Annotated in this window: 13 protein-coding genes; 6 read left to right on the top strand and 7 right to left on the bottom strand. The window is 46.2% G+C overall.

Annotation, left to right across the window (positions count from 1 at the left end; all coding sequences use genetic code 11):
- Positions 1 to 73: 73 nt before the first annotated feature.
- Positions 74 to 610: a GNAT family N-acetyltransferase gene (locus tag BTA31_RS15615; RefSeq protein WP_076793090.1), complete on the top strand. Its 537-nt coding sequence runs from the start codon at positions 74 to 76 to the stop codon at positions 608 to 610.
- Positions 611 to 653: 43 nt separating this feature from the next.
- On the opposite strand, the gene BTA31_RS15610 is transcribed toward BTA31_RS15615, so the two are convergent.
- On the bottom strand, positions 654 to 1,589 hold the full coding sequence (locus tag BTA31_RS15610; protein WP_076793089.1) for a response regulator: 936 nt from the start codon (positions 1,587 to 1,589) through the stop codon (positions 654 to 656).
- Between the two features lie 6 nt (positions 1,590 to 1,595).
- A complete protein-coding gene (locus BTA31_RS15605; RefSeq protein WP_043926091.1) occupies positions 1,596 to 2,924 on the bottom strand; it encodes a sensor histidine kinase in 1,329 nt (442 codons plus the stop codon).
- Between the two features lie 388 nt (positions 2,925 to 3,312).
- Between BTA31_RS15605 and BTA31_RS15600 the strand changes: the two genes are divergently transcribed.
- The 3 genes from BTA31_RS15600 (at position 3,313) to BTA31_RS15590 (ending at position 6,276) form a co-directional block, all read left to right on the top strand.
- Entirely contained in the window at positions 3,313 to 4,296 is a 984-nt protein-coding gene (locus BTA31_RS15600) for a glutaminase (protein ID WP_076793088.1), read from the top strand.
- Between the two features lie 21 nt (positions 4,297 to 4,317).
- A complete protein-coding gene (locus BTA31_RS15595; protein ID WP_076793087.1) occupies positions 4,318 to 5,748 on the top strand; it encodes an alanine/glycine:cation symporter family protein in 1,431 nt (476 codons plus the stop codon).
- Positions 5,749 to 5,877: 129 nt separating this feature from the next.
- Complete coding sequence (locus tag BTA31_RS15590) at positions 5,878 to 6,276, top strand: ribosomal maturation YjgA family protein (protein WP_076793086.1); 399 nt, start codon at positions 5,878 to 5,880, stop codon at positions 6,274 to 6,276.
- A gap of 21 nt (positions 6,277 to 6,297) precedes the next feature.
- Here the strand turns inward: BTA31_RS15590 and BTA31_RS22875 are convergent, their stop codons facing one another.
- Both BTA31_RS22875 and BTA31_RS15585 read right to left on the bottom strand, forming a co-directional pair.
- Entirely contained in the window at positions 6,298 to 6,651 is a 354-nt protein-coding gene (locus tag BTA31_RS22875) for a prealbumin-like fold domain-containing protein (RefSeq protein WP_158039124.1), read from the bottom strand.
- A gap of 76 nt (positions 6,652 to 6,727) precedes the next feature.
- Positions 6,728 to 6,946 (bottom strand): hypothetical protein, encoded by a 219-nt coding sequence (locus tag BTA31_RS15585; protein WP_076793085.1) that lies wholly within the window; start codon positions 6,944 to 6,946, stop codon positions 6,728 to 6,730.
- Positions 6,947 to 7,188: 242 nt separating this feature from the next.
- On the opposite strand from BTA31_RS15585, the gene BTA31_RS15580 reads away from it, so the two are divergent.
- On the top strand, positions 7,189 to 7,899 hold the full coding sequence (locus BTA31_RS15580; RefSeq protein WP_076793084.1) for a gamma carbonic anhydrase family protein: 711 nt from the start codon (positions 7,189 to 7,191) through the stop codon (positions 7,897 to 7,899).
- Entirely contained in the window at positions 7,887 to 8,609 is a 723-nt protein-coding gene (locus tag BTA31_RS15575; RefSeq protein WP_076793083.1) for a DUF421 domain-containing protein, read from the top strand. The genes BTA31_RS15580 and BTA31_RS15575 overlap by 13 nt, the downstream gene beginning before the upstream one ends.
- 31 nt (positions 8,610 to 8,640) lie before the next feature.
- Here BTA31_RS15575 and BTA31_RS15570 read toward each other — a convergent pair whose 3' ends face one another.
- The 3 genes from BTA31_RS15570 to chbG form a co-directional block, all read right to left on the bottom strand.
- A complete protein-coding gene (locus BTA31_RS15570; protein WP_076793082.1) occupies positions 8,641 to 9,417 on the bottom strand; it encodes a MerR family transcriptional regulator in 777 nt (258 codons plus the stop codon).
- Between the two features lie 122 nt (positions 9,418 to 9,539).
- On the bottom strand, positions 9,540 to 10,913 hold the full coding sequence (locus tag BTA31_RS15565; protein WP_076793081.1) for a PTS transporter subunit EIIC: 1,374 nt from the start codon (positions 10,911 to 10,913) through the stop codon (positions 9,540 to 9,542).
- A gap of 13 nt (positions 10,914 to 10,926) precedes the next feature.
- A complete protein-coding gene (chbG, locus tag BTA31_RS15560) occupies positions 10,927 to 11,667 on the bottom strand; it encodes a chitin disaccharide deacetylase (protein ID WP_076793080.1) in 741 nt (246 codons plus the stop codon).
- Positions 11,668 to 11,746: the final 79 nt, after the last annotated feature.

Genomic DNA, 11,746 nt, shown 5'->3' with positions numbered 1-11,746 from the left:
AACATGAATGATGCGCAGATCGATGAATGGTCCTTTCACCTTCCTAAATAAAACGAAACTTGGAGGCAAGATCATGGAAACCCTTTATACAGAAAGATTGACTTTGAGAAAGATGGAATTGGAGGATGCAGATGTCCTCTGTCAATTCTGGTCAGATCCGGAAGTCACAAAGCATATGAATATCACGCCTTTTACAGACGTCTCACAAGCGCGGGACATGATCCAAATGATCAATGATTTAAGCCTTGAAGGGCAGGCAAACCGCTTTTCGATCATTGTAAAAGAAACGGATGAAGTCATCGGGACGTGCGGCTTTAATATGATCGACCAGGAAAACGGCAGAGCTGAAATCGGCTATGACTTAGGGAGAAATCATTGGGGAAAAGGCTTTGCTTCCGAAGCTGTTAAAAAGCTGATCGACTACGGCTTTACAAGCTTGAACCTCAACCGAATCGAAGCGAAGGTAGAGCCCGAAAACACGCCTTCCATCAAACTTCTCCACTCGTTATCCTTTCAAAAGGAAGGACTGTTAAGAGAATACGAGAAAGCAAAAGGAAGACTGATTGACGTATACATGTTTTCACTGCTGAAAAGAGAATACGCTGGATAACCGGCATGCAGAAGAGCTTCCTCTAAGGTGAGGAAGCTCTTTTTTAACCCATTTTCCCGGCGCTTTCACTCAACCGCTTGGCTTCCAAAAAGAAAACCTGAATGAATTTTTTCGTGTTGACGCGGGCGGACGGCAAGGCGGCGGCAGAGTCTTTCTGCAACTCTTTCATTTTTTTGCTGATGACGGTAAAGTCAAAAAACCGGGACGCATAGCTTTCAAACCGCGGATTTGAAAAGTCTGTTAATCCGAGTGATGCGAAATGGTTTAGCGAATGGCTGACCGCCCGCCGTATCCGCTGCTCCGACGCTTTAACCTCCCTGTTGATCTCTGCGGGTGAAGCAGCCGGCCCGAGCTTTTGCTCGGCAATCTTATGAAAAATCTGTTTGAGCGGTGGAAAGTCCTTTTCATATAATGAGGTCTGTTCATCATCAAACAAATACTGAAGGATGGCGATTAAATCCTGGGACCCGCTCTCCCCGACGATTCCGAGTTCAGAAAGGAGAAATTCGCCCGTTTCCTGAATGCTTTTTTCCCTAAAGCCGTTTTTTCGTCCGCTGCCGAGACTCACAAGCCGGTTCAGCGAAGATTGTATGTCATGGATCGACCTTTCCAGCTCGATGCGCTCCTTGACTTTTTGAATGACGTTCAAGATTTCAATGCGGTTAATCGGTTTATGGATATAATATTCAATCCCCAGGGAATAGGCTTCACCGATCATTTCCTTCGATTCCACCTGGGAAATCATGATGATCTTCCCTGAGAAAGCGCCATGCAAATGACGAACCGTCTCAATTCCGTCGCGGAGCGGCATTAATAGATCGACAAATAAAATATCAATTTGCTGCAAATTCAGGACGTGGCCTTCCAAATCGCAGCCGTCTTCCGCTTCTCCGGCTACTTCACCCAAGTCTTCGTCTTCAATGATTTGTTTTAAAATCGATCGCACAGCACGGTCATCATCTGCAATAAAAAAACGCACAGGCCTTCACCCTTTCTGAATCAATTGTTGGACCGGAAGTCTGATCGTAAACACAACACCGCTTGCATCATTCCGAAATCGAATGCTCCCCCCGAGCTCCTCGACAGTTTCCTTTACATAAGACAGACCGATTCCGGTTGAGGGGGTTCCGAATTCATCATATTTTGACGTGTACCCCGGCTCAAACACCACATCCCCAACTTTCTCGGGAATGCCCGGTCCGTCATCTTCCACGCGGCATTCCAGCATGTCATCGCCGCGCCTATAGAGGCTGAGGCGGATGGAACCCTGTTTTTGAATCGCTTCCACCGCATTCGCCATAATATTATTAATCACGGATAATATGGTATACACGTGGTATTTCGGATGTTCTCCGTCTATCGAATAGTAAAAGTCAATGTCTTTTTCGAGCGATTCGGCATACTTTCGATTAATGCCGGTCACAAGCCGGACCAGATCTTCTGCAGCCATATAGTCTCTGAAGCTTTCTTTCGAAATTAATTTTGAAAGTCCGGCGAAAATGCGCTGATTGTCTTTTTTGACCTCGTGGATTTCACCGGCAAGGCGCAGCACTTTCTGGCTGATCTGCCGGACGGAAGAATTGTTATCGGTCTGTCTATTTAAGAGCCTGTACAGCTGATAGGACTCGTTTGTAATCTCTTCAGTATTCTTCAACGTCTTTTTCAAATGAACGGTTTCTTCATATAAGTTTGAAACGATCATCAGCATGTGCTCATTTTGTTCGCGGATTTGCTTTTCCCGCGATTGCGTTTCATACAGCTTCATGACATTAAAAAAGCTCAGCACAATAAAGCTGTGGGAAAAAGCAATCGCCATCATGTCGCGGATCTTTCCCGGGGTGACGGTAGACTCGAACATCATATATTGAACAGCCAGTTCGGCTCCATCGGCCATCAGTTCGATTCCGAAGCCCAGAAACCCGATGTAGAGCGGGCGAAATTGAAATCGTTTCACTTTTGCCAAATAGAATAGAAACGCATATGTGAAATAAAAGAAAAAAGTCGGATAATGGTGGTAAAAGGATGACAGCCAATCGATCTGTCCCGGGCCGAATGCATCAAGCAGCACCCGAAATCCGACGACAGCCGCCCCCGTTAAAAAGCCGGACAGCACAGCCGGCACATTCCGCAGCAGCAGCAAAAGAAAGAAGAAAGTAGGAACGCCGAAGCTGACCCGGAAGGTCTCGTTCAGCGGATAAAACTTCAGCTCTCCTGCCAGCGGCACCGTTAACATCATCACCGTTAAGATATAGCCGTCTTTTTTTACAAGCCGGGCCGCCTTTTTCATCACGCTTCCCCAATTTCCACCCATCATGCTGATCCTCCATTACAAACGTGTTGCTTTATTTTGACGTTAATCGCACGTTATCCGCAACTCCCATTTTACCCACAGTCAATTTGATTTTTAAATCAATTGGCTTATTTTTTAAATATTTTTGTCGCTTTTTGTAGGTTTATGTAGGTTCCATTATAAATTGAATGTATATTTTCTCTATTTGAAAACGCTTATATTTTCCCGCAACTCACTCCCTTGTGCAATCCAAACCCCTTTTTCCCAGGAAGAACAGGCTTTAAAACAACATGTGCGGCACAGGCTTATACCCCTTTGCCTTCTGCCGCCATGCCCAAATCACCGCTTTTTAAAGCCTCGTATTTTTTCAGTAAACCTGCAAGCTTTAACAGGTCAGATTGGAGGAATTTCGATGAATGAAGTATTGGAAGAACGCTATGACGCCCGCTTCTGGCAATCCCGCCTTGAAGATTTGGTCGAACATTACCGTCCTTTTTCCTCAAGCGGACGCAACGCCGAATACATTCCCGCTTTAGGAAAACTTGACTCTAACCAGCTCGGCATCTGTGTGATCGGTTCTGATCAAACGATGATCAAAGCAGGAAATTGGGACGTATCATTCACACTCCAGAGCATCTCAAAGGTGATCAGCTTTATCACAGCGTGTTTGACGAAAGGGATTTCTTACGTATTAGACCGTGTTGATGTAGAACCGACGGGAGACGCGTTCAACTCAATCATCCGCCTTGAAATGCACAAGCCGGGAAAGCCGTTTAACCCGATGATCAACGCCGGAGCGCTGACCGTTGCGTCGATCCTTCCCGGTGAGTCGGCACTGGAAAAAATGGAGTCGCTTCATGACGTCATTGAAAAAATGATTGGAAAACGGCTTGAGATCAATGAGGAAGTATTTCGGTCTGAGTGGCAGACCGCCCATCGAAACAGAGCATTGGCCCATTATTTAAAGGAAACCGGCTTTCTTGAAGCAGACGTTGAAGAAACGCTTGAAGTCTATCTGAAACAATGCTCTATGGAAGGCAGCACTGAAGACATCGCCTTGATCGGCATGATTCTCGCAAATGACGGATACCATCCTCTCCGCCGTGAGCAGGTGATCCCGAAGGATGTCGCCAGGCTGACAAAAGCTTTAATGCTGACGTGCGGAATGTACAATGCTTCAGGAAAATTCGCGGCCTTTGTCGGCATTCCGGCAAAAAGCGGCGTCTCCGGCGGAATCATGTGCGCGGTGCCTGCCAGCATGAAAAGGGAACAGCCTTTTCAGCATGGATGCGGCATCGGCATCTACGGTCCGGCGATTGACGATTACGGCAACAGCATGACGGGCGGGATGCTTTTAAAACATATAGCCCGTGAATGGGATCTCAGTATTTTTTAAATCAAAAAAAGAGGTGAAAGCATGCAGCAATTCCTTCAAGAAGTCATTGGTGTCACAAATGATTTTCTTTGGTCAAAACTATTGATGATTATGCTTCTTGCTTCGGGACTGTTTTTTACTTTTAAATCGAAGTTCTTTCAAGTTCGCTTGCTGAAAGACATGTTCCGTGTTTTAAAGGAAGGAACGCCCGACAAAAACGGAATCTCGCCTTTTCAGGCTTTTTGCATCAGCATGGCCGCCAGAGTAGGCACAGGAAATATTACGGGGATTGCGATCGCCATTGCCTTAGGCGGACCCGGCGCTATCTTTTGGATGTGGATCATCGCCATCATCGGTTCGGCGTCAAGCTTTGTCGAAAGCACGCTGGCGCAAATTTATAAAATAAAGGATAAAGGCGGATTCCGCGGCGGCCCTGCTTACTATATGGAAAAGGGCTTGAAAAAACGCTGGATGGGCGCGGTTTTTGCCGTCTTGATCACATTGTCCTTCGGAATCGTGTTTAACGCGGTCCAGTCCAATACGATAACAGTCGCTTTTGAAAACTCATTCGGCACAGACCGTCTCACACTGGGAATTATCATTACGATTGCTTTCGGTATCATTACCTTCGGCGGAATCAAACGGATCGCCAAGCTGTCCGAATATATTGTCGTATTTCTCGCCGTCTTATATATCGGCGTCGCCGTTTTCGTCATGCTGATGAACATTACGAAACTGCCGGATGTCATCTCTTTAATTATCGGTCATGCGTTTGGCCTTGAACAAGCGGCAGGCGGAGCCATCGGCGCGGCCCTGATGAACGGAATCAAACGCGGCCTCTTCTCGAATGAAGCCGGGATGGGCAGCGCGCCGAATGCCGCAGCCGCAGCGACAACGAGCCATCCTGTCAAACAGGGCCTTGTCCAGGCTTTAGGGGTTTTTACGAGCACTTTGGTAATTTGTTCAAGCACGGCTTTTATCATTTTGTTTTCCGATGCGTATAAAGAGCCGGGACTGAGCGGAATCGAGTTGACGCAAGCGTCGCTCAGCACGCACATCGGAGCATGGGCCTCAGGCTTTCTCGCCATTATGGTGTTTCTGTTTTCTTTCAGCACCTTGATCGGAAACTACTACTACGGAGAGACGAATATCGAATTCCTGCACACGAACAAAGCATGGCTCTTCATTTACAGAATCTGTGTGCTTGCGATGGTCATCTTCGGATCGGTATCAAAAGTCCAGCTTGTATGGGACCTCGCCGATTTGTTCATGGGATTGATGGTCATCGTCAACCTGATTGCGATTTTCCTGCTGTCAAAAGTGGCATTTGCCGCCTTGAAAGACTATGTGAAACAGCGCAAAGCAGGCAAAGACCCGGTCTTTTATAAAGATGTCATTGAAAACCAGGAAGGTATCGAATGCTGGGAGCACTCCGGCACCGAACAAAAAGCCGACAGCAAAAATGCGATATAACACGAAAAGCCGCCGGGTATGGCGGCTTTTTTTCGTTTCACGCCCAACATAATAAAACGTTTTTCCTCTTGTATCCGTCATATCTCCGAAGATTTACTTAACCTGCTTTGGCAGAAACGGGGTTCAGCCATGAATATGAAAAGAAGCCGTATCAGCCGGCTTGCGCTGGCTTTCGCAGCGATGGCGGCGGGGCTTGCTTCAAGGAAGACGGCCGAAATGCTGCCGGACATCGTGAATGCCTATTTAGGGGATGCGCTGTGGGCGCTGATGATTTTCTTCGGCGCAGGCTTTCTGTTCAAAAATGCGAAGACCGCTTCCGTGGCGCTGATTGCGCTGGTGTTTTGTTTTTTGATCGAATGCAGCCAGCTGTATCACGCTCCATGGATTGACGATATCAGAGCCGCTCCGCTCGGAGGCCTCATTCTCGGTTATGGATTTTTGTGGAGCGATCTATTGGCTTATGTGCTCGGCGTTTCCGCAGGCGCCGCGGGCGAAATGCTGTTTCGCAAACGAAAAAGACAGCTGTAACGCTGTCTTTTTGGGGAATATTTACACACTTGGATTTTGAGTCTTTTTACAGTTTAAAACAAACATAGCAAGTCCGATAATAAGAAAGATGGGTCCAATGAGTAAAGCACGATACAGGCCGGCATTTCCTGTATTCGGCAGCGGGTTGCCTCCTGTTTTTTCGACATGTCCAGTGTCTCTATCCTTTTTGGCAGGAGGAGCTGCGGTATTTGTCTCTTCCTTATGATTCTCTACCGCATGCTTTACGATTTGCCCATCTTTTTTAATTTCAATTTCGAATGTCTCCTCATTTAAAACATATCCCTTCGGGGCAATCGTTTCCGTCTGTTTGTCAAAACGGACGACTCCGTTTTCATCAGTTTTTCCCCTTGCAATTTCTTCGCCTTTTTCGTTATGACTGTGGCCATAGAGCCGGCTGCATGAAGAGGAAGCATTTCAGATGCGTATAATATTATTCGTTAAACTGTATGATAACGGTTATTAATGCAGCCAACATAAGAAGAATGATAATGGCGAAATAAGTCCACAGGATGGCCGTGAAGGGGTTGAGCGGCCTTTTTGTACTCTCTTCCCACTTTTCGTTTTTACGGCTATTGGATTTGAGCTGTGCCAGCTGAATGATATTTAAAAACACTGATATAACTAATGCAACTGCCAAAGATAGATTCAAAGTTTCAACCTCCCTTAAAATAGAGCTCTGGCAGGGAGTCAGCCCGGGCAAGCCTGACATGAATGATTTCCACTGTATCTTCAGAGCTTAAAAAGGTAATCGTCTTGAATACTTCCTAAAACAGATTCCATTGCTTTATTAGCTGTTGTCTCCCCTATATCCTCTTTTTTAGATTCAGACCGCCGCTCATAAATATTATCCCGTTTTTTAGACAGACTACCTGAATAAAGGAGGCAGGTCATATGAAATTAAGCAATAAACTCATCCTTGGATTAACGGTTTCGTCACTCGCCGGGAAGTTTCTTGAAAAGTTACTGATTCAAGACAATGTCAGCCCCAATATTACCGCGTCATTTAATCAAGAAGCAGATATTCCGGATATTGATGCGTCCTCATTCATCCATCATTTCGCCTCGGTCATCGGCAGTGTGGTCATCGGGCGCAACGTGTTCATCGGGCCTTTCTCTTCGATCAGAGGAGACGTGGGATTAAAAATCCACATCAGCCATGATTGCAATATCCAGGACGGAGTTGTCTTGCACGGATTGAAAAACTATGAATACAACAGCCCTGTTACGGAACATTCCGTATTTAAGGATCGTGAATCTTATTCCATTTACATAGGCGAGAAAGTGTCACTCGCCCCGCAATGTCAAATTCACGGCCCCGTTCGAATTGACAAAAATGTTTTTGTCGGGATGCAAAGCCTTATATTTGATGCCTATATCCAAGAGGATACGGTGATCGAACCGGGAGCAAAAGTAATCGGTGTTACAATCCCCCCAAAACGATTTGTCTCGGCGGGTCGTGTGATTTCAAACCAGGAAGATGCCAACCGGCTTCCCGAAATAACCGATTCTTATCCATATCATGATCTCAACTCCAAAATGACGGCCGTCAACCTTGAATTGGCAAAAGGCTACAAAAAGGAAGAAAGACAATGGAAACTGTGAAAGAAATTTTGGTTGTCTACGGGCGAATCATTACCATCCTTCCGCTTTTATTAATTGTCACATTGTTTATGGGAAAACGCTCAATCGGGGAAATGCCTGTGTTTGATTTTTTAATCATTATTACATTGGGGGCCGTCGTCGGAGCGGATATAGCCGATCCGAGAATTGAACATTTGCATACCGCCGCTGCGGTGACTGCGATTGCCCTATTGCAAAGACTCGCTTCAAAAATCATGATCAAAAACAGAACGCTGGGACGTCTGATTACATTCGAACCGACCATCGTCATCAAAAACGGAACGTTTATCGTCGGTAATTTGAAACGAATCAGATATTCGGTGGATAATATTCTGCAAATGCTTCGGGAAAAAGATGTTTTCAATGTCAGCGACGTAGAAATGGCGTTTGTAGAAGCGAACGGAAATTTAACGGTATACAAAAAGCCAAATAAAATGGAAGTCACGGCTGAAGATATGGGGATTCAAAAAAGCGGCGGCGAATTTTCATATCCGGTCATCGTTGACGGGAAAGTGTACACGTCTGTCCTTCACCAATTAAATGTAACGGAAAACTGGCTCAAAAACCAGCTGAAGAAGAAAGGGCTTGAACGAATGGATGAAATCTTTTTCGCTTCTGTTAATCAAAACCATGAACTGCATGTTTCGCTCGATAATGAAACGACGAAAATTGAGCCGGAGCTTTTGCATTAAAAAGCTCCGGCATGTTTTATAATTTGCCTTTTCATCTGCCGTTTTCGGGACAGAAATCGTTGTGAATCATGTAATATTCGAACACCTGCTGCAGCCACGCTTCCTCTTCTTTTGTAAATGGTGAAGAAAACTTCTCTGCCAGCTGCTGCGATTCTATTGTCTCCATCTGTCCTAAAGCCGACAGCACGCCCTCCCCTACAAATTCCAAACTCGTCTTCATATACCGGTCTGCCATGTCCTGCACTTCAGGGTCATCAACCGGTTTTCCCATGAGTCGCTTGGCTTCCTTAGATAAACGAACATACTCTTGATCCAATTTGGCCATCTCTTCTTCTGATTTGCCGAATACATCATCGGCAAAACTTTTGGACACCTGTTGTTCAAGCCATGTGCGCTGCTCCTTCTCCGTCTGGATGCTGTTCAGCAGGCTCATGAAAACAGAACTGTCGATTTCCCCTTCGTCCTCCAGAAGACCGATCGTCCTGTCGATCGCTTTCAGCCCTGTTTCAATATGCTCCTTTTTCTCCTCAAGCACCCTTTTCTGCTCCTGCAGCGCCTCAATCAGACCTGCATCGAAGCATGCACTTTTCATGAAAGCGCGAATTTGTTCAAGACTGTACCCCAGAAACTTAAAACATGTGATTTTCTGCAAATCTTTCGCATCTCTGTCTGTGTAGAAACGGCGGCCGGTTCCCGGCTGTTTTTCAGGTTTCAACAGGCCGATTTCATCATAATAATGGAGCGTCCGAATCGATGTCTCTGTCATTTCTGAGAAAACACCGATTGAATAATACTCATCTTTTTTCATAAGGTCACCTCCAATTGACAATTCATACCCATCATAAAGCCTCACGCTGCTGGAGGTGCAAGCTTATTTGTTCGAAAATCGCATGATGCTGCGCAAATTTTCTTCAAAAGCAGCTTCAGTTTTTAATCCGGCGCAGATTCGTCGATCAAGTTCTGCAAGTCTTTTTTTACAGTCCCCGCATCCGTTCCGATCACAATCTGAATATGATGCCGGTCAATTTTGACCACACCGTGCGCTCCTAATTGCTTTAATTGTGCTTCATCCGCCAATGACGTGTCTTTTAATTTCAGCCGCAAACGGGTTATACAGTTTTCACAAGTCACGACATTCTCACGGCCGCCGATATGCTTAAGAATACCTGCAGCCATAGACTGATGCAGCCGGTTTCCTTCAGGCGTTTCCTGTTCCCTTCCGATCACCGGAACGTTTCGCTTTGTAATCACAAAGTAAAACGTAACATAATAGAGGGCGAAAAAGGCAAGGCCGACCGGTATAATCAATAATCCGCCGTCTGATAAATTAAGATTCAGCAAATAATCGATGGCGCCCGCACCCCATGAGAAGCCGTGACGAATCCCCAGCAAACAGAGCACCGCTCCCGCAAGTCCCGTATAGACCGAGTGAAGAAAGTACAATAAAGGCGAAGTAAATAAAAACGTGAATTCAACCGGTTCCGTAATCCCGGTGATCAGCGATGTGGCTGCTCCGGAAGACATGAGCGCTTTCGTTTCCTTTTTTCTCGTTCTGGCTGCATGCGCTATTGCCAAAGCGATCGCCGGAATGCCGAACATCATCGTGATAAAAAATCCGCCGAGAAAGTAGCCGGCTGTCGGGTCTCCATTCAAAAACCGTGTAATTTCCCCTGTCACCGCTTCTCCGGATGCCGTGTCATAGCGCCCAAGCCCAAAATATATATACGTATTCATGACATGGTGAAGTCCGAACGGCAGCAAAAACCGATTCAGAAATCCGAACACAAAAACACCGAAAGCGCCAAGACCCACAAGCGACTGGCTAAAAGCGTCGATCGCCGCCTCTGCATAAGGCCAGACGACCGAAAAAAAACCTGCCACCGGAATCGTCACCAATACGATCATTGTAATTGGAAACTTCTCTCCGCCAAAAAATGAAAACATGCTTGGCAGTTTTGTATGTTGGAATTGATTATAAATGAAAGCCGCCATCAAGCCGGCGAGCACCCCGCCGAAGACGCTCATATCAAGGTCCGGATTCAAGATGCCGAGTCCCTCTTTTAATACGGTTATCGCCAAATATCCTGTCAGCGCAGGAATCCCTTTATCTTTTGAACGGGCAAAACCCATGGCGATGCCGATCGCGATCAGGACATCCATATTGTTCAAAATCACGCCAGACGCTTGAAAAAGCGGTATATCCAGCATATCTTCCGCAGAAAGCCGCAGCAGCAGGCCGGCGATCGGAAGAACGGTAATCGGAATCAGCAAAGACTTTCCCAGCAGCTGAAGAGTATGTTTCATTCCGGCATTCTCCTTATGTCAAATTCCTAAATGATACGAGCTGGACATCCGTAAGTTTGTTCAAGCGGATGACAACGTCCGGATCGGTTAAACATTCAAGTTCATCGACTCTCGGATAGGTATATGAAGAGTTCGTCAAAAGCTCCTTATCGAGGTATGCCGGGTGGGTCATGACCTCCACGGTATCATGTTCTTCAAACAGTTCAGAGACGGCTTCTTCATCCTTTAAAGCCGCTTCGAGGACAGGTGAAAAAGAGTCTGTCGTTTTCACTCCTTTTTCCGTTATTATGGCGCTCTCCATATTACGTCTGACAGGCAGGCGATACTCTTTGGCGAGCGTCAAAAATACGTTAGAGATTCCCGGATAAGCGTTGATGTGATGGTGGCTGTCCAAATGATCGGGTTCCAAACCCATGTTGACGCTTGTTTCAATCTGCGCTTTCCACTCGCGGTATACTTCATCAGCATCTATCGTAAAAGCACCTTGATAAAAAGCGAGATTGCGAAAATTCCCCTTTGCATCGACGATCGTCCGGTGATCAGACAAAAGCGGCCTTCCGCAGGTCAGCACCAAATGTACGCCGATCCCGAGTCCGGGCGATTCGCGAGCCAGCCGGGCCGCATGACCTGCGCCCGGCATGTTCGCCATGAACGTCGCTGATGTTAAAATCCCGAGCTTATAGGCATCAATAATTCCGTAGTTCACGCCTCTTGAATATCCAAAATCATCAGCATTGATAATCAGTTTTTTCATCGATCCGCTACCCCTTATCTGTTTTTTTAAAAAAATATGCGGCGGCGGACGGTTTTACCCTAAATAGAAAACGACAAAA

This window comes from Bacillus haynesii (assembly GCF_001969855.1).
Lineage (GTDB): Bacteria > Bacillota > Bacilli > Bacillales > Bacillaceae > Bacillus > Bacillus haynesii.
Note: the sequence above shows the minus strand (reverse complement) of the source record. Positions and strands in the feature narration are given on the sequence as shown.

Bases quoted from the DNA above. Each gene is read 5' to 3' on its own strand.
- BTA31_RS15595 (WP_076793087.1), top strand. From the start codon at position 4,318: ATGCAGCAATTCCTTCAAGAAGTCATTGGTGTCACAAATGATTTTCTT.
- BTA31_RS15565 (WP_076793081.1), bottom strand. From the start codon at position 10,913: ATGAAACATACTCTTCAGCTGCTGGGAAAGTCTTTGCTGATTCCGATT.
- BTA31_RS15605 (WP_043926091.1), bottom strand. From the start codon at position 2,924: ATGATGGGTGGAAATTGGGGAAGCGTGATGAAAAAGGCGGCCCGGCTT.
- BTA31_RS15600 (WP_076793088.1), top strand. From the start codon at position 3,313: ATGAATGAAGTATTGGAAGAACGCTATGACGCCCGCTTCTGGCAATCC.
- chbG (WP_076793080.1), bottom strand. From the start codon at position 11,667: ATGAAAAAACTGATTATCAATGCTGATGATTTTGGATATTCAAGAGGC.
- BTA31_RS15590 (WP_076793086.1), top strand. From the start codon at position 5,878: ATGAATATGAAAAGAAGCCGTATCAGCCGGCTTGCGCTGGCTTTCGCA.
- BTA31_RS15580 (WP_076793084.1), top strand. From the start codon at position 7,189: ATGAAATTAAGCAATAAACTCATCCTTGGATTAACGGTTTCGTCACTC.
- BTA31_RS15575 (WP_076793083.1), top strand. From the start codon at position 7,887: ATGGAAACTGTGAAAGAAATTTTGGTTGTCTACGGGCGAATCATTACC.
- BTA31_RS15570 (WP_076793082.1), bottom strand. From the start codon at position 9,417: ATGAAAAAAGATGAGTATTATTCAATCGGTGTTTTCTCAGAAATGACA.
- BTA31_RS15615 (WP_076793090.1), top strand. From the start codon at position 74: ATGGAAACCCTTTATACAGAAAGATTGACTTTGAGAAAGATGGAATTG.